General features: G+C 75.6%; 19 protein-coding genes. 10 read left to right on the top strand and 9 right to left on the bottom strand.

The annotated features are described in order from the left end of the window. Positions 1-41 precede the first annotated feature (41 nt). The 3 genes from E0L36_RS03675 to E0L36_RS03685 all read left to right on the top strand — a co-directional run bounded on the left by E0L36_RS03675 (position 42) and on the right by E0L36_RS03685 (position 3331). Positions 42-1388 carry a glycosyltransferase family 4 protein gene (locus E0L36_RS03675; RefSeq protein WP_180927391.1) on the top strand — a complete coding sequence of 449 codons (1347 nt, stop codon included), beginning with the start codon at positions 42-44 and terminating at the stop codon, positions 1386-1388. A 123-nt stretch (positions 1389-1511) separates the two neighbouring features. Then, entirely contained in the window at positions 1512-2255 is a 744-nt protein-coding gene (locus E0L36_RS03680; RefSeq protein ID WP_180927392.1) for a class I SAM-dependent methyltransferase, read from the top strand. A 35-nt stretch (positions 2256-2290) separates the two neighbouring features. After that, the gene (locus E0L36_RS03685) at positions 2291-3331 is read left to right on the top strand and encodes a prenyltransferase/squalene oxidase repeat-containing protein (RefSeq protein ID WP_180928575.1); all 1041 of its coding nucleotides are present in this window, start codon (positions 2291-2293) and stop codon (positions 3329-3331) included. Between the two features lie 340 nt (positions 3332-3671). Here the strand turns inward: E0L36_RS03685 and E0L36_RS03690 are convergent, their stop codons facing one another. The 3 genes from E0L36_RS03690 to E0L36_RS03700 all read right to left on the bottom strand — a co-directional run bounded on the left by E0L36_RS03690 (position 3672) and on the right by E0L36_RS03700 (position 6120). Then, entirely contained in the window at positions 3672-4493 is an 822-nt protein-coding gene (locus tag E0L36_RS03690) for a hypothetical protein (RefSeq protein ID WP_180927393.1), read from the bottom strand. Between the two features lie 110 nt (positions 4494-4603). Then, entirely contained in the window at positions 4604-5521 is a 918-nt protein-coding gene (locus E0L36_RS03695; protein WP_180928576.1) for an N-acetylmuramoyl-L-alanine amidase, read from the bottom strand. 11 nt (positions 5522-5532) lie between these two features. Next, positions 5533-6120 carry a class I SAM-dependent methyltransferase gene (locus E0L36_RS03700; protein WP_180928577.1) on the bottom strand — a complete coding sequence of 196 codons (588 nt, stop codon included), beginning with the start codon at positions 6118-6120 and terminating at the stop codon, positions 5533-5535. Between the two features lie 352 nt (positions 6121-6472). Here E0L36_RS03700 and E0L36_RS03705 point away from each other — a divergent pair, with 352 nt between their 5' ends. The 3 genes from E0L36_RS03705 (at position 6473) to E0L36_RS03715 (ending at position 9938) form a co-directional block, all read left to right on the top strand. Next, complete coding sequence (locus E0L36_RS03705; protein WP_258015885.1) at positions 6473-8062, top strand: MFS transporter; 1590 nt, start codon at positions 6473-6475, stop codon at positions 8060-8062. Positions 8063-8138: 76 nt separating this feature from the next. Next, positions 8139-8879, top strand: a complete 741-nt coding sequence (locus E0L36_RS03710; RefSeq protein WP_180928578.1) for an SDR family NAD(P)-dependent oxidoreductase — start codon at positions 8139-8141, stop codon at positions 8877-8879. 201 nt (positions 8880-9080) lie between these two features. Continuing rightward, on the top strand, positions 9081-9938 hold the full coding sequence (locus E0L36_RS03715) for a MaoC/PaaZ C-terminal domain-containing protein (RefSeq protein WP_180927395.1): 858 nt from the start codon (positions 9081-9083) through the stop codon (positions 9936-9938). A 66-nt stretch (positions 9939-10004) separates the two neighbouring features. Here the strand turns inward: E0L36_RS03715 and E0L36_RS03720 are convergent, their stop codons facing one another. Then, a complete protein-coding gene (locus E0L36_RS03720; protein ID WP_180927396.1) occupies positions 10005-11609 on the bottom strand; it encodes a hypothetical protein in 1605 nt (534 codons plus the stop codon). Positions 11610-11887: 278 nt separating this feature from the next. Between E0L36_RS03720 and E0L36_RS03725 the strand changes: the two genes are divergently transcribed. The 3 genes from E0L36_RS03725 (at position 11888) to E0L36_RS03735 (ending at position 15135) form a co-directional block, all read left to right on the top strand. After that, complete coding sequence (locus E0L36_RS03725) at positions 11888-12796, top strand: Nif3-like dinuclear metal center hexameric protein (RefSeq protein ID WP_180927397.1); 909 nt, start codon at positions 11888-11890, stop codon at positions 12794-12796. A gap of 384 nt (positions 12797-13180) precedes the next feature. Beyond that, a complete protein-coding gene (locus tag E0L36_RS28185) occupies positions 13181-13924 on the top strand; it encodes a zinc ribbon domain-containing protein (RefSeq protein ID WP_180928579.1) in 744 nt (247 codons plus the stop codon). Further along, on the top strand, positions 13921-15135 hold the full coding sequence (locus E0L36_RS03735; protein ID WP_180927398.1) for a bifunctional RNase H/acid phosphatase: 1215 nt from the start codon (positions 13921-13923) through the stop codon (positions 15133-15135). Before E0L36_RS28185 ends, E0L36_RS03735 begins: the two co-directional genes overlap by 4 nt. A 79-nt stretch (positions 15136-15214) precedes the next feature. Here E0L36_RS03735 and eda read toward each other — a convergent pair whose 3' ends face one another. The 3 genes from eda to E0L36_RS03750 all read right to left on the bottom strand — a co-directional run bounded on the left by eda (position 15215) and on the right by E0L36_RS03750 (position 18552). Next, complete coding sequence (gene eda / locus E0L36_RS03740) at positions 15215-15880, bottom strand: bifunctional 4-hydroxy-2-oxoglutarate aldolase/2-dehydro-3-deoxy-phosphogluconate aldolase (RefSeq protein ID WP_180927399.1); 666 nt, start codon at positions 15878-15880, stop codon at positions 15215-15217. 148 nt (positions 15881-16028) lie between these two features. Then, a complete protein-coding gene (yaaA, locus tag E0L36_RS03745) occupies positions 16029-16826 on the bottom strand; it encodes a peroxide stress protein YaaA (protein ID WP_180927400.1) in 798 nt (265 codons plus the stop codon). Between the two features lie 229 nt (positions 16827-17055). Further along, a complete protein-coding gene (locus E0L36_RS03750) occupies positions 17056-18552 on the bottom strand; it encodes an FAD-binding oxidoreductase (protein WP_258015886.1) in 1497 nt (498 codons plus the stop codon). 427 nt (positions 18553-18979) lie between these two features. Between E0L36_RS03750 and E0L36_RS03755 the strand changes: the two genes are divergently transcribed. Further along, a complete protein-coding gene (locus E0L36_RS03755; RefSeq protein WP_180927402.1) occupies positions 18980-19435 on the top strand; it encodes a MarR family transcriptional regulator in 456 nt (151 codons plus the stop codon). A 166-nt stretch (positions 19436-19601) separates the two neighbouring features. Here the strand turns inward: E0L36_RS03755 and E0L36_RS03760 are convergent, their stop codons facing one another. Both E0L36_RS03760 and E0L36_RS03765 read right to left on the bottom strand, forming a co-directional pair. Further along, positions 19602-20231 carry a dihydrofolate reductase family protein gene (locus E0L36_RS03760; RefSeq protein WP_180927403.1) on the bottom strand — a complete coding sequence of 210 codons (630 nt, stop codon included), beginning with the start codon at positions 20229-20231 and terminating at the stop codon, positions 19602-19604. Positions 20232-20476: 245 nt separating this feature from the next. Further along, the gene (locus E0L36_RS03765; RefSeq protein ID WP_180927404.1) at positions 20477-21829 is read right to left on the bottom strand and encodes a radical SAM protein; all 1353 of its coding nucleotides are present in this window, start codon (positions 21827-21829) and stop codon (positions 20477-20479) included. Positions 21830-22186: the final 357 nt, after the last annotated feature.

Genomic DNA, 22186 nt, shown 5'->3' on the forward strand with positions numbered 1-22186 from the left:
GCTACGCTCCCGCGAAAGTGCAGTGACGAAGGGGGCCGCGAGTGACCGCAGAGGCCATACGGGACAGCGAGTCCGGCCCCCGGACCCGGCCCCCGGAACCCGCCCCGGCCCCCGGCGGCGCCGAACGCCCGCTGCGCGTCGCGCTGCTGAGCTACAAGGGCAACCCGTACTGCGGGGGGCAGGGCGTCTACATACGCCACCTCTCCCGTGAGCTGGCCCGCCTCGGCCACTCGGTCGAGGTGATCGGCGCGCAGCCCTACCCGGTCCTGGACGACGGGGTCCGCCTCACCGAACTGCCCAGTCTCGACCTCTACCGGCAGCCGGACGCCTTCCGCACCCCCTCCCGCGAGGAGTACCGCGACTGGGTCGACCGGCTGGAGGTCGGCACCATGTGGACCGGCGGCTTCCCGGAACCGCTCACCTTCTCACTCCGCGCCAGACGCCATCTCGCCGCCCGCCGGGGTGAGTTCGACGTGATCCACGACAACCAGACGCTCGGCTACGGACTGCTCGGCGGCCCCGGGAGACTCGGCGCCCCGCTGGTGACCACCATCCACCACCCCATCACCGTCGACCGGCGCCTGGAGCTGGAGGCCGCCCCGGACTGGCGGCGGCGGCTCTCGGTGCGCCGCTGGTACGGCTTCACCAGGATGCAGCGCCGGGTCGCCCGGCGGCTGCCCACCGTCCTGACCGTCTCCGGCTCCTCCCGCAGGGAGATCGTCGAGCAGCTGGGCGTGCCCGCCCGCCGCGTCCACGTGGTGCACGTCGGTGCCGACACCCGGCTGTTCGCTCCCGAGCCGGCGACGCCCGAGGTGCCGGGCCGGATCGTCACCACCTCCAGCGCGGACGTGCCGCTGAAGGGGCTGGTGCACCTCGTCGAGGCGCTCGCCGCCGTGCGCGCCGAGCACCCCCGGGCCCATCTGGTCGTCGTCGGCACCCGACCCACGGAGGGGCCGGTCGCCGCGGCGATGGAGCGCCACGGACTCGCCGGAGCCGTCGAGTTCGTCAAGGGCATCAGCGACGCCGACCTCGCCGAGCTGCTGCGCGGCGCCCAGGTCGCCTGCGTGCCCTCGCTGTACGAGGGTTTCTCGCTGCCCGCCGCGGAGGCCATGGCCACCGGAACCCCGCTGCTGGCCACCACCGGCGGAGCGATCCCCGAGGTCGCCGGAGCCGACGGCGAGACCTGCCTGGCGGTGCCGCCCGGCGACGCGGGGGCGCTGGCGACCGGACTCGGGCGGCTGCTGGGCGACCCCGCGCTGCGCGCCCGCCTCGGCGCCGCCGGACGCGAGCGGGTACTGCGCCGCTTCACCTGGGAGCAGGCCGCCCGCGGCACCGTCGAGCGCTACCGCGCGGCCCTCGCGGCCCGGGCCGCCCCGGCGGCCCGCTGAGGCGGTGGGCTGGCGGCGGCCGGGACACCGGCGCGGCCGGGCGGCGAACGGCCCGGAGCACGACCACCGCCGGGTGGCGAGCGGCCCGGCGACCCCCAAGGAACAGGAAGAGGCAGACACCCCGTGCTGACCGTGGACTTCTCCCGCTTTCCCCTCGCCCCCGGCGACCGTGTCCTGGATCTGGGGTGCGGCGCGGGACGGCACGCCTTCGAGTGTTTCCGGCGCGGCGCCCGGGTCGTGGCGCTCGACCGGAACGCGGAGGAGATCCGCGAGGTCGCGCGCTGGTTCTCGGCGATGGAGGAGGCCGGGGAGGCCCCGGCGGGCGCCACCGCCACCGCGCTGGAGGGCGACGCGCTCGCGCTGCCCTTCCCCGACGACAGCTTCGACGTGGTGATCATCTCCGAGGTGATGGAGCACATCCCGGACGACAAGGGCGTCCTCGCCGAGATGGTGCGGGTGCTGCGCCCCGGCGGGCGCATCGCGGTGACCGTCCCGCGCTACGGCCCGGAGAAGGTCTGCTGGGCGCTGAGCGACGCCTACCACGAGGTCGAGGGTGGCCACATCCGTATCTACCGGGGCGACGAACTCCTCGGCCGGATGCGGGAGGCCGGGCTCCGGCCGTACGGCACCCACCACGCGCACGGCCTGCACTCCCCCTACTGGTGGCTCAAGTGCGCCTTCGGCGTGCACCGGGACGGGGACGCGGCGGCGCTGCCCGTCCGCGCCTACCACAAGCTGCTGGTCTGGGACATCATGAAGCGCCCCCTGGCCACCCGGGCCGCCGAACGCGCGCTGAACCCGCTGATCGGCAAGAGCTTCGTGGCGTACGCCGTCAAGCCGCAGCTGCCCGCGACGGCCGTCAAGTGACCTGCGGCAAGGCGGAGTCGCTGGTCCTGCCCGGGGTGCTGACCGCCGCCGAGGCGGCGCGCACCGTACGCGGCGTGCTGGCCGAACAGCGCCCGGACGGCGCCATCCCCTGGTTCCGCGGGCACCATCTCGACCCGTGGGACCACGTCGAGGCCGCGATGGCGCTGGACGCGGCGGGCGAGCACGACCACGCGGAGGCCGCCTACCACTGGCTGGCCCGGCACCAACTGCCCGACGGCTCCTGGTACTCCGCCTACGCTGACGGGGACGCCAGCCGCCCCACCGACCTGGCGCGGGAGACCAACTTCTGCGCCTACGTGGCGGTCGGCGTCTGGCACCACTATCTGGCCACCCGAGACGAGACGTTCGTCGAGAGGCTGTGGCCGGTGGTGGAGCGCGCCATCACCTTCGTGCTCCAACTCCAGCAGCCCGGCGGGCAGATCGGCTGGAAGCGCGAGGCGGACGGCACCCCGGTCGCGGACGCCCTGCTGACCGGTTCCTCCTCCGTCTACCAGGCGCTGCGCTGCGCGCTGGCGCTCGCCGAGCACCGGCGGGAGCCGCAGCCCGGCTGGGAGCTGGCCGCGGGCTGGCTGGGGCACGCGCTGCGGCACCACCCCGAGCTGTTCCTCGACAAGAGCCACTACTCGATGGACTGGTACTACCCGGTGCTGGGCGGCGCGCTGCGTGGCGAGGCCGCGCGCGAGCGGATCGCGGCGGACTGGGAGCGGTTCGTGGTGCCGGAACTCGGCGTGCGCTGCGTGCTCCCCAACCCCTGGGTGACCGGGGGCGAGAGCGCCGAACTCGCCCTGGCCCTCTGGGCGATGGGCGACGCGGAGCGGGCCGCGCTGATCCTCCGCTGGATCCGCCACCTGCGCGCCGACGACGGCATGTACTGGACCGGGTACGTCTTCGCGGACGCCGCCGTCTGGCCCGTCGAGCGCACCGCCTGGACGGCGGGCTCCCTGCTGCTGGCGGTGGCCGCGCTGGTGGGGGAGGAGGCCACCGCCACGGTGTTCGGCGGCGAGCGGCTGCCCACCGTGCTGGAACCCGACTGCTGTGCGGGCGCCACCCGTTGAGCCCGTCGCCCGGAGCACCGCGCACGAACCGGCTCTGAACGAGCCTCAGCCAGCCCGCGACCAGCCTCAACCAGTCCCGAACCAGTCCTCAACCGGCCCCGACAGTCCTCAACCGGCTCCGAACAACCGGCTCTCCAGGGCCTGTTGGTCATCTGTTGGCCGCCCGGCGCCCGCCCGGCCGCGTACGGGCCCGGCCGCTCGGTGGCGGCCCCGCACACGCGCCGTCCCCGCACACACGCCGGTCCCGCGACGCACGAAGGCCCCCATCCGAGAATGGGGGCCTTCGTGCTGTGCGGCGTCGCCGAACGGAGGCTGCCGGACCCGCCGACCGACCCGGGGCTCAGCCGCGCTGGATACCGGAGGTGTCCTGGAGGACGCCGCGACGGCCGTCCTGGGTCTGCGCCACGAGTGCCTGGCCACGCTGCTCGACCGCCAGGTACCAGGTACCGGGGGCGAGTTCGGCCACCGGCTGCGGGGAGCCGTCCTCCGCGTAGAGCGGACGGGCGACCGGAACGGCGAACCAGAAGGGCTGGAAGTTCGGGTCCGGAGCACCGGGGGCGCCGCCACCGGGCTGCTGCGCGGCCGGCTGCTGCTGCGCGCCGTACGGACCGGGCTGACCCGCCTGCGGGCCGCCCGGGTAGCCGTAACCACCCTGCGGCTGGCCGCCGTACGGCGCACCGCCGTACGGACCGGGCTGCCCCGGCGTACCGCCCGTCAGCGGTGCCTTGAGCGCGGGCACCAACGGGGTCGCGATGGCCGCGCCCGACATCACCAGCAGCGAGATGAAGGCCAGGATGTGCCCGGAACCCAGCTCGATCTGGTCGCCACCGATGTTCTTGATCGGGTTGTCGAACATCGTCCACAGCGCGGTCCAGGTGGCGAACAGCACGGCGCCGACGCCCAGCTGGCCCAGGTCGAGCCCGGCGAAGGTGCGGCCCGCCAGGGCCCGGCCGAACACGATCAGCGCGGCACCGGCGATGCCGGCGAGATAGATCGACGGCAGCACGGGGAAGAGCTCGGACGCCCAGCCGTTCTCCTCGTCGGCCGAACCACCCATCTGGCCAGTGTCAACGGTGTAGAAGTTCAGGAACGAGGCGATGAACAGCAGAACTGCGGCTGCGATCACCGCCGCGTCGCCTCGCGTGAGCGAGCGGATGTTCACGTAGGGTCCTTAGTCGGTCTTGTCATGGTCTTGGTCAGCCGGGGGCGGGCACCCCATCGTACGGATGACACTACGGGCCCGGCGGGGGGGTTCGCTTCTTCGTATCTCGTTCACCGCACCCCCGTGACATACGTGGCGACGCCGTCGGAGACGCCGCGTGCCGCACGCTCCCGCCACTCGGGGTCAGCGAGCCGGGCCGCGTCCTGGCGATCCCGCATATTGCCGCATTCGAGGAAAACTTTGGGGATCGTGCTCAGATTGAGACCTCCGAGGTCATCACGGGTGTCCAAGCCCTTTCCCCCACCGAGGTAGTTGGACGGGGCGGTGCCGGTGGCCTTCCGGAAGGCGGTCACCAGATCTTCCCCAAGTCGTCGCGACTGCCGCACGATCGGCCCGGTGTTCGCCCCGTCCCCGCGCACCGGTGCGGGAAGAATCACATGGAACCCCCGGTCGCCCGGGGACGCTCCGTCCGCGTGCAGGGATATCGCCAGGTCCGCGCGGGCTCTGTTGCCCGCCTCCGCCCGGTCGTCCACGCACGGGCCCCACGGCAGCCGCCCGGTGTGCGTGAACCTCACGGTGGCGCCCCGGGCTTCGAGCCGCTTCTGGACCCGCCGCGCGAGGTCCAGGGTGAACTCCGCCTCGGTGTAACCGGAACGCGCCTGGGTGCCGGTGGTGTCGCACTCCTTGCGGCCGTTCCCGACGTCGACGAGCCGGGAGATCCGGTCCGGGTGCTTCCCGTTGTTCGGGTTGTGCCCCGGGTCGAGCACCACGGTACGGCCCCGCAGGTCGTCCCTCCGGTCCGCCCCGGTGGGGGAGGCCGAGGGGCCGCCGGGCGAGGCGCTCGCGCCGGGTTCGCCGCTCGCGTCCGGGCCGCGCTCCGTCGCGGTGCTGGAGGGCGCGGGCTTCGGCTGCTCCGCCCGGTCGCCGCCGGGCCCGCCCGACGTCCCCTGCCACACCAGCCAGCCGACCAGCCCGGCCGGTAGCAGCGCGGTCAGGGCGACTGACAGTCCGTAGCGCCGTCGGCCCATGCCGTCGCCGCTCACTGGCCTTCGCCCACCCGGCGCAGCACCCGCAGCGAGGCCGTCCGCGAGACCTCGTCGAACGCTCCTGATCCCAGGGCGCGTTGGAAGATCCGGTAGGGGGCCTGCCCGCCGTCCGCCGGGTCCGGGAAGACGTCGTGGATCACCAGCAGCCCGCCCGGGACGAGGTGCGGCACCCAGCCCTCGTAGTCGGCGGTGGCGTGCTCGTCGGTGTGACCGCCGTCCACGAAGACCAGCCCGAACCGGCCGCCCCACAGCCGCGCCACCCGGGGCGAGCGGCCCACGATCACGATGACGTCCTCCTCCGCCCCGGCCTCCGCCAGGGTGCGGCGGAGCAGCGGCAGGGTGTCCATCCGCCCGGTACGCGGGTCGACGGTCTCCGGATCGTGGTACTCCCAGCCGGGCTGCTGCTCCTCGCTGCCACGGTGGTGGTCGACGGTCACCACCTGGACGCCCGCCGTCCGGGCCGCGTCGGCCAGCAGCAGGGTGGAGCGTCCGCGGTAGCTGCCGATCTCCAGCAGGGGCAGGCCGAGCGTGGCCGCCTCGGCGGCCGCCGCGTGCAGCGCCAGCCCCTCGTCCGTGGGCATGAAGCCCTTCGCCGCCTCGAAGGCGGCGAGGGTCTCGGGCTGGGGGGGCTGGCTCACACTCTTCCTCCGGTCCCAGGGCACGGCTTGGCGGGGACATGATGCCGTACCGCCCGTGGTGGCTCGCGGGGGCGGGGCCCGCTCACCGTCCGCCCCCCCCGGAGCGGGCGACGGCCGGGACACCCGGCGGCCCGGCGGCCCCGCGGCCAGCGCGGTACGGAGGGCGGCCGTCCGGGTGCGCGGCCGCCCCAGCATGCCGGACGGACCGCGCTGAACTGGGCTTTCCCTCCGGTGCGCGGCACCCCGCGCGGGGGATACCGGCCGGTGGCGGGGTACCGGTGCGACGATGCGCGCTATGTCGCAGTCCGGATCGGCCGCCGGGGCGCCGCGGGCCCGGGGCGGCGGCTCACGGCCGTGGGTGGTGGTGCTGGCGGCGTGTGCCGGGCAGTTCCTGGCCGTGCTCGACGTGTCGGTGGTCAACGTGGCGCTGCCCTCGATGCGGACCGGGCTCGGGATGGACGAGGCGGGACTCCAGTGGGTGGTGAACCTCTACACCCTCACTTTCTCCGGCTTCATGCTGCTCGGCGGCCGGGCGGCCGACCTCTTCGGCCGCAAGCGGGTGTTCGTCGCCGGGCTCGGCCTGTTCACCGCGGCCAGCCTGGCGGGCGGACTGGCCCAGGCGCCCTGGCAGCTGCTCCTCGCGCGGGCCGCGCAGGGTGTGGGCTCCGCGGTGCTCTCCCCGGCCACCCTGACGCTGCTGACGCTCACCTTCCCGCACGGCCGGGCCCGCACCCGGGCGATCGGTGTCTGGACGGCCGTCGGCGCCGGGGGCGGCGCGGTGGGTGGCCTGCTCGGCGGGATCCTCACGGACGCGCTCTCCTGGCGCTGGGTGCTGCTCATCAACGGGCCCGTCGGCGGGGTGGTGCTGCTCGCCGCGCTGCTGTGGCTGGTGGAGAGCCGCCCCGAGCCGGACTCCGACGGGGCGGCTGTGGCCGCCGGGCGGCGGCTGGACGTTCCGGGCGCGCTGCTCGTCACCCTGGGCCTGGGCGCGGTCGCCTACGGGGTGGTGCGCACCGAGGGCCTGGGCTGGACGGCTCCGGCGGCACTGGCTCCGCTGGGCGCGGGACTGGCCCTGGTCGGCTGCTTCCTGGCGGTGGAGTCCCGGGCGGTCGCGCCGCTGATGCCGCTGCGGCTGTTCCGGCTGCGCTCGGTGTGGGCGGCCAACCTGTGCATGTTCGTCTGCGGCGCCGCCCTGTTCTCCATGTGGTACTTCATGTCGCTCTACATGCAGAACGTCCTCGGCTACAGCGCGATCCAGGCCGGGCTGGGCTTCCTGCCGCACTCGCTGAGCGTCATCCTCGGCTCCCAGCTCGCCCCCCGGCTGATGCACCGGATCGACGCCAAGTTCCCGGCCGTCGCGGGGGCGGCGGTGAGCGGCTGCGGCTTCCTCTGGCAGAGCGCGATGCGCGCGGACGGCGGGTACCTCGACACCATGCTCGGCCCCGGTGTGCTGATGGCCTTCGGCACCGGGATGGCGTCCACCCCGCTCGCCGCGGTGGCCACGGCGGGGGCCGCGCCCCGGGAGGCCGGGCTGGTCTCCGGCCTGGTCAACACCGCCAGGACGATGGGCGGGGCGCTGGGTCTGGCGGTGCTGTCCACCGTCGCCTCGGCGCGTACCGGGACGGGCACCAGCGGTGCGGCGCTCACCGCGGGGTACGGGGCGGCCTTCCGCACCGCCGCGCTGGTGCTGTTCGGCTGCGTGATACTGATGCTCGTCGTACTGCCCCGTACGCACGGGGCCGTTGAGCGGTCCCACCCCCCGGGCGAGCGAGCCGAACCCGGTCAGCGGGACGAGCGCGACCAGCACGACCCACAGGATCCGGAGGACACGGCGCGTGTCGACACCCGAGACCCCCCGCCCGGCGGCGGCCCCCGAACCCCCTGACACCCCAGCACCCCCGCACACCTCCGCATCCGCTGACGCCCCCGCCCCCTCCGGCTTTCCCGGCACCGGGCGGCGGGTGCTGGTCAGCGGTGCCTCCCGGGGGCTCGGCCGGGCGCTGGCCCGGGCGTTCGCGCGTAACGGGGACCGGGTGGCCGTCCACTACGGCAGCCGACGGGCGGAGGCGGAGCGCACCCTGGAGAGCCTGCCGGGCGAGGGGCACACGCTGCTCCCCGCCGACCTCGCCGACCCCGGCGAGGCCGCCGCGCTGGTGGCCGGGGCCGCCGAACGGCTCGGTGGGCTGGAGGTGCTGGTCAACAACGCGGCGGTGAACCTGCCGCACCCGCCGGCGCGCACCTCGTACGGGGAGTGGATCGCGGCCTGGCGGCGCCACCTGGACGTCAACCTGCTGGGGACGGCGGCGCTCAGCCACCAGGCTGCGCACCGGATGATCGAGGGCGGCCGGGGCGGCCGGATCGTGACCGTCGGCTCGCGCGGCGCCTTCCGGGGTGAACCGGACCACCCCGCCTACGGCGCGACCAAGGCGGGCGCGCACGCGCTGAGCCAGTCCCTCGCGGTGGCGCTCGCGCCGTACGGGATCGCGGTCGCCTCGGTGGCGCCCGGCTTCGTGGAGACCGAGCGGGTCGCGGAGCGGCTGGCGGGGGAGCGGGGCGCGGAGATCCGGGCGCAGAGCCCGTTCGGCCGGGTGGCCCGGCCCGCGGAGATCGCGGAGGCGGTGCTGTGGCTCGCCTCGCCGGGGGCGGAGTGGGCCGCGGGCACCGTCCTCGATCTGAACGGCGCCTCCCACCTGCGGACCTGACGAAGTCAACTCACCGGTAACCAAGGGCGGATGAGCCCTTCCCAGGGGGAGAACGGTGGGCTATACAGGAGCCGTCGGTCTAGAACGTGTTCTCGTCGTACCGTTCGCCGACCGCGCGCGACTCCGGCCCGGACGACGGTGCGGACGGCCGGGCCGGAGTCCTCACGGCCCACCGAACCCCCGACGGAGGAGCCCTCCCCGATGCCGATAGACGCAGTCGCGGCGATCGCCGCCGAGCCCGCCACCGGCGAGATCACCTGGGACCACAAGGACGTGCAGCTCTACCACCTGGGCGTGGGCGCCGGAGTCCCCGCGACCGACCCCGGTGAACTGCGGTACACCCTGGAGAGCAGGCTGCGGGTGCTGCCCAGCTTCGCCACCGTGGCGGGCGGCGGCATGGCGCTGGCGCACGGCCTCACCGCGCCCGGCGTCGAGGTGGACCTCGCCGCCGTGCTGCACGGCGGGCAGACGGTGCGCAGCCACCGGCCCATCCCCGTCGGCGGCAGGGCCACCCAGACCTCCCGCGTCCGCGCGGTGTACGACAAGGGCAAGGCCGCCGTCATCGTGCTCGGCACCGAAGTGGCCGACGGCGACGGGCCGTTGTGGAGCTGCGAGAGTCAGATCTTCGTGCGCGGGGAGGGCGGGTTCGGCGGTGAGCGCGGCCCCTCCGACCGGCTGGAGGCCCCCGACCGGGAACCGGACCACGTGGTGGAGAAGGGGACCCGGGAGGACCAGGCCCTGCTCTACCGCCTCTCCGGCGACTGGAACCCGCTGCACGCCGACCCGGAGTTCGCCCAGCTCGCGGGCTTCGACCGGCCGATCCTGCACGGGCTGTGCTCGTACGGCGTGGTCCTCAAGGCGCTGGTGGACACCGCGCTGGACGGGGACGTCACCAGGGTGCGCGACTACCGCACCCGGTTCGCCGGGGTGGTCTTCCCCGGCGAGACGCTGCGGGTGCGGATGTGGCGGCGGGACGCGCACCGCGTGCACGCCACCGCGCACGTCGTGGAGCGCGAGGACGCCCCGGTCCTCACCGACACCGAGATCACCCACGACTGACGGCCCGTTCCCCACCTCCGGGCCGTCAGTCGAGGGCGGCGCGCGGCGCCCCGCCCCGCCGCGCGGCTAGGAGTTCAGCGCCACCGGCGCCTGCTGGAGCGGCACCGGGCGGAACCCCTCCGTGTCGCCGGGTGAGAACCACGGATTCGCCTCCTGGCCGGGGGAGTCGGGCCGGTCCGGCCCGTCCAGCCCCTCCGGGGTGACCTCGCGCGGTGGCGTGCCCTCCGGCCGGGCGTCGACCCGCCGGACGCGCGCCGCCTCGGCCCGCCCCGCCGCCCACTCCCGCACCCGGATCGACATCCGCAGCTGCGCGGTGGCCGTGACGGAGGTGGCGCCGTACCCGTACTCCGGGGGCTGGGCCCGATCGGGAGGGTGCTCCGGGCGGGGACCGGCCTCCGTCGCCCCCGGGGGCGTCCGCGGCCATCGGGCGGCCATGTCGCTCGCCGCGCCCTCGGCCGCCGTCTCGCCGTCCGGCGCCCGGCCCTCCGGAGCCGCCAGCGGCTCCCGGGCCGCCGCCTCCTGAACCGCCGTCTCCCGCGCGGTGCGCCGTGCCGCCTCCAGCGCCGCCGCCGAGAAGCGGGACAGCTCGCACGGCGTGCTCGCGGTGACGCGGGGCAGCCGCAGCTCCCCGTCCGACGTCCACAGCCCGCTGCCGGTCAGCCAGCCCTCCGGCGCGGTGAGGTGCAGCGGTTCCCGCCAGTCCGGACGCCACACCGCCAGCCACGGGCGGCGCGGCGCGGGCCCCGCCTCCGGCCGGTGGTCCGCTGCCTCCGGATCCCGCGCGGAGGGCCGCTCCGGGGGCTCGGCCGACTCGCTCACCGCCTCGGCGCGGAAGGCGACCGCGCAGCTCTCCGGCTGGAGTTGCTGCCCGGGCTGCACGGCGAAGGGCGTCAGCCGCACCCGGGGTGAGCGCAGTCCCTCGGGGAACCGCACCGGACGGTGACTCCCGAGCACACCCCAGCCCAGCCGCTCCTCCCCGGGCGCGTTCGAGCGGATCAGCGCCAGCCCGGTGTCCGGATCGGCCAGCAGCAGCTGGTCGTCGCTCTCCTCGGAGATCTGGAGCAGCGGTGAGGTCTCCCCGCCGCGGGCCAGGTCGACGACGACGGTCTTGAGGGGCGAGGAGCCGTGTGCGCCGTGCGGATCGCGGCGGTCCAGCGCCAGCAGCCTGCCGTCCCGGTCCAGCCAGGAGCCGCCGCCGCACTGCCCGGCGACGTCCGCCACCAGCTCGGGGGCGCCGGTGGCGCCGCCCACCAGCAGCCAGACGCTGGTGGAGAACTCGCCGATCGTGACCGCGTAGGCCCGGCGCCCGCAGGGCGCGGGGGGCAGCAGCCGCAGCCGCTCGCCCCGCACCATCCCGAGCGGGCGCTCCCCGGTGCCCGGCCCGGTGGGGTAGAGCAGCGCGAGACGGTGCCGGCCCACGCCGCGTCGGGCGATCAGCACATGCCCGTCCGCGAGCGGGAGCAGCGGGCTGTCGGGCGACTCCGGCTGACCGCCGGGCAGCGGGACGACGTAGGGCTCCGGCCCGGAGAGCGTCCAGCGCTCCGGGTAACAGCCCCGGCCGCCCCGGGTGTTGAGCCGGGCCGCGTACGAGCCGTCGGCCGCGATGGTGAGACCGCCCCGGTTCGCCTGATCCCCCTCGCCGACCGCCATCGTGTCGACACGGAACGTCATGATTCGATCACCTCCAGCGACGAAGCTAGGTCTCGTACTTCCGGCCGAACAACGCACGGTGCGGCACTTCACGCATAAGGGTGATGTTGGGCGGGGATGTCGCCATCCGTGCCCCGAACTGTGCTGGGCCCGCCCCGCGTCGGGCGCTGAACGCGGCGGCGCGGCGGGGGCCCCGCCGCCCGGCCGCCGAACGACAGCGCGGTAGGCGGGGAGCGGTGCGGCTGGGGCGGGGAGCGGCCCGCTCGGGGGCGGAGTCCGGAGGCCGGTAGCCTGAGCCCGTGTCCCAGCACCCCACGCTCCGCGACGTCCTGACCGCCCTCGACCGCCTCTGGCCGCCCGAGCGCGCCGAGGGGTGGGACGCCGTCGGCACCGTCTGCGGGGACCCCGGCGATCCCGGGGCGCGGGTGTCCCGGGTGCTGTTCGCCGTGGACCCGGTCCAGGAGATCGCGGAGGAGGCCGTCGCGCTCGGCGCCGAACTCCTCGTCACGCACCATCCGCTGTATCTGCGCGGCACCACCACCGTCGCCGCCGACACCTTCAAGGGCCGTGTCGTCCACACGCTGATCCGGAACGGCGTCGCGCTGCACGTCGCGCACACCAACGCGGACACCGCCGACCCCGGGGTGTCCGACGCGCTCGCCGGGGCGCTGGGCCTGCGGGTGGTGTCCCCGCTGGTGCCGGACGCCGGTGATCCGGAGGGCCGACGCGGCCTCGGCCGGATCTGCGCGGTGGACGCCCCGCTGACCCTGGGCGAGCTGGCCGAACGCGCCGCCCGGGCGCTGCCGTGCACCGCGCAGGGCGTCCGGCTGGCGGGCGAGCCGGACCGCCCGGTCCGTACCGTCGCGGTGTGCGGGGGTTCCGGGGACGGCCTGTTCGGCGTCGTCCGGGCCGCGGGGGTGGACGCCTACCTCACCGCCGACCTGCGCCACCACCCGTCGTCCGAGGCGCGCGAGCAGTCCCCGCTGGCGCTGCTGGACGCCGCCCACTTCGCGACCGAGTGGCCGTGGTGCGAGCAGGCCGCCGCCCAACTCGACGCCATCGCCGACCGGGAGGGCTGGGACCTGCGGACGCACGTCTCGGCGACCGTCACCGACGCCTGGACCGCCCGCTTCGGCGCGGAGGGCGCCTCCGGAACCCCCGGCGCCCCGGCCGTCGCGGACGCCCCCCTCCCCGCCCCCGAGGACTGAGCCCGCAGAACCGAGGGGCGGCGCGGGGAGCCCGCCCCGCGTGCCCTCCCCGTGCGCGCGCTCGCGGCCGCCGTCCGCGCGGCTTCGGCCCGGTGGGGCGGGCGGTTTCGCCACCCCGGATCGGGCCGTGCCGTCGGCGTCATCCGGACGTGAGGGGTCCAGGTGTCCGGCGGTAGGGTGAGCCCGGTGGGCGTCCGCACGGTGGGTCCGCGCCCCAGCGGCGGCCGGGACCGCGCCGCGTCCGCCCGGCCCGCCCTCGTGCGCCCCGCTCCGGCGGTCCGCCCGGCCCGCCGCGTCCGTCAGCACCAGCGCGGGCCCGTTCCGGAGCAGTTCGTACGTCAGCACCGTCCGTCCCCAACGCCGACTCACCACGGGAGCCCCCAACTGAACGCCGCCCCCGCCGACCAGATCCGCCTCCTTGAGGTCCAGTCGCTGGACACCCGCCTGACCCAGCTCGCGCACCGGCGGAAGAACCTGCCGGAGCACGAGGAGGTGCAGCGGCTGGAGACCGATCTGACGCAGCTGCGCGACCTGCTGGTCGCCGCGCAGACCGAGGAGAGCGACACCGGCCGCGAGCAGACCAAGGCGGAGCAGGACGTGGACCAGGTCCGCCAGCGCGCCGCCCGCAACCAGCAGCGGCTGGACTCCGGGGCGGTGAGCAACCCCAAGGACCTGGAGAGCCTCCAGAGCGAGATCGCCTCGCTGGCCAAGCGCCAGGGCGACCTGGAGGACGTCGTCCTGGAGGTGATGGAGCGGCGGGAGAGCGCGCAGCAGCGCGCCGCCGAACTCGGTGAGCGGGTCGACTCCGTCACCGCCAAGCTGGACGAGGTGACCGCCCGTCGGGACGCCACCCTCGCGGAGATCGACGCGTCCGTCACCGAGACCCGCGCCGAGCGCGAGTCCCTGGCCGAGGGCGTCCCCGGGGACCTGCTCAAGCTGTACGACCGGATTCGCGAGCGGGAGGGCGGCGTCGGCGCGGCCAAGCTGTTCCAGCGCCGCTGCGAGGGCTGCCGCCTGGAGCTCAACATCACCGAGCTGAACGAGGTGCGTGACGCCCCGTCCGACGCCGTGGTCCGCTGCGAGAACTGCCGCCGCATCCTGGTCCGCACCCAGGATTCCGGGCTGTGACGGGCGGCGGCCGCGTCTTCGTCGTCGAGGCGGACGGCGGCTCGCGGGGCAACCCCGGGCCCGCCGGGTACGGCGCGGTGGTGCGGGACGCCGAGACCGGGGAGACGCTGCGGGAGACCGCCGAGTACATCGGCCGGGCCACCAACAACGTGGCCGAGTACCGGGGTCTGGTGGCCGGGCTGCTCGCCGCGTACGAGCTGGACTCCGGCGCCGACGTGCGGGTGCGGATGGACTCCAAGCTGGTCGTGGAGCAGATGTCCGGCCGCTGGAAGATCAAGCACCCGGACATGCGGCCCCTCGCGGCCGAGGCCGCCCGGGTCTTCCCCCCGGGCGCCGTGAGCTACGAGTGGATCCCGCGCGAGCGGAACAAGCACGCCGACAGGCTGGCCAACGAGGCGATGGACGCGGGCAAGCGCGGGGAGCGCTGGGAGCCCGGCGCCTCCCGCGCCGAACTCGACGCCGCCCCCGCCGGGGCCGTCCCGGCGTCGGCCCCCGCACCGGCCTCCGGCGCGGTCTCGGCTCTCGCCGAGGAGCACGAGCCCGCCGAGTCCGTTCCCCCTCCCGCCGCTGGCTGGGGCGCCGATCTGGGCAGCCCCACCACCTTCCTGTTGCTGCGCCACGGCGAGACGCTCCTCACCCCCGAGAAGCGCTTCTCGGGCAGCGGCGGCTCGGACCCGGAACTCTCCGCCGTGGGACGGCGACAGGCCGAGGCGGTCGCCGCCGCGCTCGCGGCCCGGGGCGGCCTGCGGGCGGTGGTGAGTTCGCCGCTGCGCCGCTGCCAGCAGACCGCCACCGCCGTCGCCGACCGGCTCGGGCTGGAGGTCCGCACGGAGGACGGGCTGCGCGAGACGGACTTCGGTGCCTGGGAGGGGCTGACCTTCGCGGAGGTCCGGGAGCGCTTCCCGGACGACCTGGCGGCGTGGCTCGGCTCGCCCGAGGTCGAACCGACCGGTGGCGGCGAGTCGTTCACCGCCGTGGCCCGGCGGGTCTCGCGCGCCCGGGACAGGCTCATCGCCCGGTACGCGGGCCGGAGCGTGCTGCTCGTCACGCACGTCACGCCGGTCAAGACGCTGGTCCGGCTGGCGCTCGGCGCCCCGCCCGCCGCGCTCTACCGGATGGAGCTGTCGGCCGCCTCGCTCTCCGAGGTCGCCTACTTCGCGGACGGCAACGCCTCGCTCCGGCTGCTGAACGAGACCGCCCACCTCCGCTGACCGGCTGGGCAGGAGCCCGGCCTGCCGGGTGGGTGCCCGGGTCCCACGGGCACGCCGGTACGGGCCTGGCTGGCGCGGCTCAGCCGGTGCGCAGCGCCGCCGCGTCCCGCGCGAGCCGCCGGACCCGGTCCCAGTCCCCGGCCGTGACCGCCTCCCTCGGCAGCATCCAACTGCCTCCCACACAGCCGACGTTGGGCAGCGCGAGATAGCCGGGGGCCCGCTCGGGCGTCACCCCGCCGGTCGGGCAGAACCGGGCCTCCGGCACCGGGGAGGCCAGCGCGGCCAGAAAGGCGGGGCCGCCCGCCGCCTCGGCGGGGAAGAACTTCATCTCCGGCACGCCGCGCTCCAGCAGCGTCAGCACCTCCGAGACGGTGGAGACGCCGGGCAGGAACGGCAGCCCCGACTCCCGCAGGGCCGCCAGCGAACGCTCCGTCCACCCCGGGCTGACCAGGAAGCGGGCACCGGCCGCCACCGCCCGCCGGGTCTGCTCCGGGGTGCGCACGGTGCCCACCCCGACGACCGCCTCCGGCACCTCGGAGGCGATGGCGCGCACCGCGTCCAGCGCCGCGTCGGTGCGCAGCGTGACCTCGATCGCCGGGAGCCCGCCCGCCACCAGCGCCCGCGCCATCGGAACGGCGTGCGCCACCTCGTCGATCACCGCGACCGGCAGGACCGGCGCGAGGTCCAGCACCCCGGGGGCGGCCGGTCCGGGGGAGGGGCGGGAGGCGGGTGGCGGGGACGTCATGCGGCCATCCTGCCCGGCGCCCCGCGATCCCCACAACGCGTGTTGCGCGCTCCGCAACACTGCTCCCGGGGGCGGCTCAACACCGGGGCGGGGCACGGTGGTCGGGGCACACCGGGGCGGGGCGCGGCGGCCGGGGCCGTGCCGCCGGTCAGAGCGCGGTGACGACCACGTCCAGCGGCCACGGCTTCCCGGCGCGGGACGGTGGTTCGCCCTCCACCCGGTAGCCCAGTGCCCGCACCGCATCGACCAGCGCGGCCGGGGTTCGGGGGGTGCCGCCCGCCTCCAGCAGCCCGCGCACGATCCGGCCCTTGGTCGCCTTGTTGAAGTGGCTGACCACCGAGCGCTTCTCCACCCCGTTCACCGTCGTCGAGTGCAGCACCCGGATCGTCACGGTGCGCTCGGCCAGTTCGCCCGTCGGCTTCCACATCGCGGCGTACGGGGTGGAGCGCAGGTCGAGCAGCGGCCCGCCGCCCGCGGCGACGGGGAGTTCGGCCTCCAGCGGTGCCCGCCAGTACGCGCCGAGCGCCCCGGCGCCGGGCAGCCTCACCGTGCCCGAGCAGCGGTAGGACGGCAGCCGGTCGCGTACCCCGACCGCCCCCCACAGGCCGGAGAAGACCAGCAGCGAGCCGGTCGCCCGGCGCTTCGCGGCCGTGCTCAGCGAGCCCAGCCCCAGCGCGTCGTAGAGGACGCCGGTGTACAGCTCGGCGGCGGGCAGCGCCGGGGCGGTGCGCAGCGCCGCGTTCTTCGCCACCTCGTCCCGCTGGCCCTCGCTCAGCCCGAGCACGCGCCGGGCCTTCCCGGCGTCTCCGGAGCACAGCTCCACCAGCTCGTCCAGCACCCGCTCACGCGCCCCGGCCAGGCCGGGCAGCGAGAGGGAGCCGAGGTCGAGCGGCCGGCCCCGCTTCCCCTCGGCCTTGCCTTCGGAAGGGGGCAGCAGCACCAGCACGGCGATCTCCTCACATACGGCTCGTACGACGTCCGAGCGACGGTATCCGGAACGGACGGCGGACCCGTCCCCGAGGTCCCCGCGCGGGCGCGCGGCTCCGGGCCCGCGCGGTGCCACCCCGCGCGGACGGTGGCCAGTCGCCGAAGCTGGCCGAAGCCGGACCGAGCGGACGTTCAGCCCGCGGTGTTCCGCTCGCCCAGGGCGCGGGGGCGAACCGGCGGCCGGGGTGTCACAGGGCCTGCGGGAAGGTGAACAGCCCGCCGGGATCGTACGTGGCGCGGAGCGCCGCCAGGCGCGGGGCGTGCGCGCCGTAGTACGCCCATCGCCAGTCGGCCAGCCCGGGATCGGTGTAGTTCTGGTAGGCGTGCCCGTTGGACCAGGGGTGCAGCGCCTCCCGGGTGCCGTCCAGCCAGTCCCGGATCCGCGCGACTGCGGGCGGATCCGCGTCCTCGGGCCAGTGCCCCAGGTACTGGGTCAGCGCCAGCGCCGAGCGGTGGACGAACGCCGTGGCGTCCGGCGCTACCCGGTTCACCGCCCCGCCCAGCGCGTCGAACACCACCCCGCCCCAGCCCGGAGCGGGCAGTTCGCCGAGCGACTCCACCCGGCGCAGCAGCGCGGAGCGCCCGGCCTCCGGCAGGGGCCGGGCGAAGAAGTGCGAGCGGGCCTCGTAACTCTCCCGCGCGGCACGCCCGTTCGGGTCGCGGCCGGGCAGTGTCCCGGGCAGGTGCGCTTCGGCCGTCGTCCAGCCCCGGACGCCGCCCATCTCCCGCATACCGTCCAGGTGTCCGCCGGTCCGCACCTCGACCTCGGTGGGCGCGGCGCCGACCAGCCCGGCGAGCAGGTCGAGTTGGCGCTCCGTCTCGGCGCGCGGGTCCAGGCTGAGTCCGCCCGCGAACACCCGGGGCGCGCCCTCGCCCGCCGTCGCCCGCAGCCGCAGGTTGGACCAGAGGCCGTCCGGGGCCGACGGCGCCCACTCCAGCCAGGCCCGCAGTACCGCGTCCGCCCGCGACCACGGCCAACTCAGGTCGAACGTCGTGCAGTCGGAGACGGGGAAGGTGCGGACCCGGAACGCGGTGGCGACGCCGAACCCGGCGTGCCCCGCCCCGCGGAGCGCCCAGAACAGCTCGGGCTCGCGCTCCGCGTCCACCTCGCGGACGGTGCCGTCGGCCGTGACGATCCGCACGCCGGTCACGCGGTCGCAGGTCATGCCGTAGGCCCGGGAGACCACCCCGACGCCGCCGCCGAGGGCCAGCCCCGCGAAGCCGACGGTGGGGCACGACCCGGCGGAGACGCTGACTCCGGCGGTGGCCAACCGGTCGTAGACGTCGATGAGTTTGGCCCCGGCGCCGATGGTGGCGGTCTCCCCGGACGGCTCCACGGCGGCCATCGGCTGGACGTCGACGACCAGCCCGGGCCCCGTCGACCAGCCCGCGTAGGAGTGGCCGCCGCCGCGCACCGCCACCGGTATCCCGTGCCGCCGGGCGAAGGTGAGGCAGGCGGCGACATCCCCGGCGTGGGCGCAGTAGGCGAGGGCGGCGGGCCGCACCGCGTCGAAGCGCGGGCTGAACAGGGGCCGTGCCGCCGGGTAGGCGGGGTCGGTGGGGAGTGCGAGCGTGCCGTCAAGTCCCGCCGCCAGCGCGGCCCATGGCGCCGTGGCCCATCTGGCCGTCCCGTCCTGACCGGTGTCGTGTCCCGTGGTGCCCGGCTCGGGCGTCTCTCCGCGCAACCGTCCTCCCCTCGCTCCCGGCGGGGGCCGCGCGCCCCTCGCCACGCTCCGTCGCGCCGTGCCGTGTGGTGCCGTGTGGTGTCGTACCCCGGGGAAGCGTAAGCCCCGCGCGTCCCGCGCACACCGCCTCGCCCCCGCCGACCGCGCGGACCTTCGGAACACCCCAACACCGAGGTCAGCCCCGGTAGTTCGACGCCTCCGCCCAACGCGCCGCCCCGCCCCCGGAGGTGCCCGGCCGCGCCGTCCCGTGCGGAGGCCGGAACCGGGGTGCCCCTGGCCCGAGTTGGACTTCAACTGCACTTCACTTCCTACGGTGGTCCACGCCGTCCCCACGGCGGCCCGCCCCGCCGCCGGGATGGCGCCGGACGGCGCTGGGAGGGCGGCGGGGGAGCGGGGCGACACCGAGCGAGGAGAGGGAGCGAGTGCCATGCGGCTGACGGAGTACCCGACGGAGCGGATCGCCGCACAGCCCGTCGGAGGCTGGACGGGACAGGCGTACCGGGCCGTGGTCGGCGCGATCCGGGTGGAGCTGGCGCGGGAGGACCTGACCCAGCCCGCCTGGTGGGTGCTGGGCCAGGTGTCCGGGGCGCCCGGCGGCTGGGACCGGGAGCGGCTCACCGCCCTGCTGCGGCCCTACAACGACCTGGGGCTCGAACTCGAAGCGGTCTACGACGAGTTGATCGCGCGCGGGCTGCTGGCGGAGGAGGAGGGGACGTTCACCCTCACCCCCGCCGGGGAGGAGACCCGGCAGCGGGCCTGGGCGCGGCTGCGGCCGCTGCTCGCCACCGCCACCGAGGGCGTCACCACGGAGGAGTACGTGACCACCATCAACGTGCTGCGCCGGATCGTCGCCAACCTCGGGGGCGACGGCGACCTGCCCTGAGGGGTGCCCCGCCCGTGTCCGCCCGCCCCCGCACGCGGTCCGCCCCCGCTCCGGGCGCTCCGGGCGCCCCGGTCCTGGGCACCCCGCCGCCGGGTGGGCCGGGCGGGCCCGGTGTGTGGGCGGACCGGGGTGCGTGGGCGCCGGGCGGGCCGTGGGTGGGCGGTGCTCAGCCTCTGGTCTCGCTGGTGGCGTCCCCGGACTCCGGGGGGCGGCCGGTCGCCTCGTAGCGGCTCATCACGATCCCGGTGCCGGTCGCGACGCTGCTGGTCAGCCGGAGGGCGCCGGGTGCCGCGCCGTGGGTGAAGAGCCGCTTCCCGCGCCCGAGGATGACCGGGAAGGTGAGGATCCGGTACACGTCGACGAGGCCGTGCTCCATCAGGCTCTGCGCGAGGACGCCGCTGCCGTGGATCTGGAGTTCCCCGTCCAGTTCGCCCTTGAGCCGCGCCACTTCGCCCGGCACGTCGCCGGTGAGGGTGGCCGCGCCCGCCCAGCCCAGTTCGGCCGGGGCGCTGGAGGCGACGTACTTCGGCAGCGTGTTGAGCCGCGTCGCGATCGGGTCCCCGGGGTCGGTGACCCGGGGCCAGTGGGCCGCGAAGATCTCGTAGGTCCGCCGCCCCAGCAGGAAGGCGGTGGCCTCGTCGAAGACGGCGGCCATGTGAGCGACCGCCTGGTCGTCGAAGAGCGGCATCGCCCACCCGCCCTGGGTGAAGCCGCCGTCCTGGTCCTCCTCGGGGGAGCCGGGGGCCTGGACGACGCCGTCGAGTGAGACGAACGCGGTGACGCTGAGCCGTGCCATGGTGTGCTCCTGCCTGTCGCGGGGCTGGTCCGGGGGACCGGACCGGGGCACCACCGGGGCGGTGCCCCGGTCCGGGACGCTGGGACCAGCTCTTCCGCGAAACCCGCCGGGCCGCGCCGGTGGGCCGCCGGACTCCTCCCGCTGGCCGAACCGCCGCGCCCCCGGGGCCGCCCTCGCGGGGGCGGGCCTCGCGACGGCGCGGCGGCGGGACGGCGTGACCGCGGGAGCGGCGGGGCCGGGTGGCCTCAGGCGGGGGTGGCTCCGGCCGGTGTCTCGGCGTTCTCCTCGAACGCGGCGTCCGGCGGGAGGGTGTCCATGAACGAGCTGACGGAGAAGACCGCGTTCCCCGCGCCGGGCGGGCCGTAGCCGGGGGGTGCCCCGAGGCCGTACTCGTCCATGGTGGCGCGGTACGCCTCCAGCAGCCGGATGTGGTACTCCAGCGGAGCGCCCTGCGGGTTGGTGCGGCCGAGCGGGGTGGTCGGCTCCGGGCACCAGGTGGTGAACCGGGGCAGGATCCCGTTCGACATGAAGAAGCGCAGGCCCTCGGTGGTCGAGCTGATCGCGTCGTCCACCGTGGTGAAGCCGTGCGGGGCGGCCATCTCGACGCCCGCGACGAAGTTCGGGATCACGTTGCGCGGGCCGAAGACCTCGGCGGAGTCCAGCACCCGGCGGTGCCACTCCTCCCGGCCGACGTAGCGCTCCTTGCCGGGGCAGTACAGCTCGAACAGCCGCTTGTCCCACACCTCGAAGTTGGGGTGGTAGATGCGGATGCCGTAGTCGTGGAAGCGCTGGACGTCCTCCTTGGGCAGCGCCTGCGCCACGACCTTGCCCGTCCACCGGCCGGGGAAGCGCTCCTCGATGGCCTTCGCGTAGTGGCCGTAGAAGTCGGCCTCGTCCCGCCCCTGGACCTGGGAGGTGATGGAACCGCCGGTCAGGGTGTACGCGTGGGAGGCCCCGAGGGTGTCGTGCCGGGCGATGATGTCCAGCGCCTCCAGCACCTCCTCCACCGGCTTGACCCCGGTGTAGGGGCGGCCCGCCGCCTTGTGCTGGCGCCAGTTGTGGTTGATGTCGCAGTACTGGCACTCCTCCTTGGCGCCGAAGTACTGGCAGACCCGGAAGACGGTCAGGTAGATCAGGTAGCCCCACTGGATGGTGGGCGCGACCTCCATCACCGACTTCCCGTTGGCAAGCGTGTGCCGGTAGTACTCCGGCATCGGCGGAACGCCGACGTCCGCGACGCGCTTCCCGTCCAGGTAGAGCCCGAGCGTGCCGTCGTCCCCCGCCCGTACGCGGTAGGGGGAGTCCGGGTTGACCCGGACCGAGACGACGGTGCGCCGCAGGTCGTAGGGGCCTCCGGTGAGCACCACCTCCTCCGGCGGGCGGTGCAGCGCGGCCTGGCCCAGCTCGGGCAGGGTGCGGTGGTCGAACGAGAAGATGAAGTAGGACTTCGGCTTGACCTCCCCCTCCTCGTTGCCGCTGAGCGCGGAGTCGTCAAACGCCATGCCGCCGCGGAGCAGGTCCTCCTTGAAGACGGCCTCCCGCGGGACCCCCGGGAACCGCTCCATCAGGTCCTCGACCACGGCTGTACGGCTGTCCATCACCGATTCCACTCCCTCACGTTCCCTCACGCTCCACTCCCCCACGCTTCCCGCACGCTGCGCGGACCGGCCCACCCGACGGTACTCCGCCGCCCCCGGCGCCCGCATACCCGCTCCCCTCCCGCGCCCCGGGGAACCTCCCGGTGTGCGCCGCCGTGTGGACTCGTACCGGTACGCACGGTATGGGCGGTTGCTCCCGAGGTCCGGGAGCGCCCCGGCCGTTGCCCGGGAGCCGGGGCGGGGAGCCGGTGGCGACCGCCCGGAGCGGCCCGGGGCGGCGGGACGCCGGGCGGACACCCGGGAGAGGCGCGGAGGACGCGCGGGGACGCACTGGACGCCGTGGGGACGTGCGGGGAG

Origin of the sequence: Streptomyces sp. AJS327 (genome assembly GCF_013450295.1) — a bacterium.
In the GTDB taxonomy this organism is placed as follows: Bacteria; Actinomycetota; Actinomycetes; order Streptomycetales; family Streptomycetaceae; genus Streptomyces.

What these genes read in the sequence shown, in the direction of transcription:
- E0L36_RS03695 (WP_180928576.1), bottom strand. Translation starts at nt 5,521, where the DNA reads ATGGGCCGACGGCGCTACGGACTGTCAGTCGCCCTGACCGCGCTGCTA.
- E0L36_RS03700 (WP_180928577.1), bottom strand. Translation starts at nt 6,120, where the DNA reads ATGCCCACGGACGAGGGGCTGGCGCTGCACGCGGCGGCCGCCGAGGCG.
- E0L36_RS03705 (WP_258015885.1), top strand. Translation starts at nt 6,473, where the DNA reads ATGTCGCAGTCCGGATCGGCCGCCGGGGCGCCGCGGGCCCGGGGCGGC.
- E0L36_RS03715 (WP_180927395.1), top strand. Translation starts at nt 9,081, where the DNA reads ATGCCGATAGACGCAGTCGCGGCGATCGCCGCCGAGCCCGCCACCGGC.
- E0L36_RS03720 (WP_180927396.1), bottom strand. Translation starts at nt 11,609, where the DNA reads ATGACGTTCCGTGTCGACACGATGGCGGTCGGCGAGGGGGATCAGGCG.
- eda (WP_180927399.1), bottom strand. Translation starts at nt 15,880, where the DNA reads ATGACGTCCCCGCCACCCGCCTCCCGCCCCTCCCCCGGACCGGCCGCC.
- E0L36_RS03755 (WP_180927402.1), top strand. Translation starts at nt 18,980, where the DNA reads ATGCGGCTGACGGAGTACCCGACGGAGCGGATCGCCGCACAGCCCGTC.
- E0L36_RS03760 (WP_180927403.1), bottom strand. Translation starts at nt 20,231, where the DNA reads ATGGCACGGCTCAGCGTCACCGCGTTCGTCTCACTCGACGGCGTCGTC.
- E0L36_RS03765 (WP_180927404.1), bottom strand. Translation starts at nt 21,829, where the DNA reads ATGGACAGCCGTACAGCCGTGGTCGAGGACCTGATGGAGCGGTTCCCG.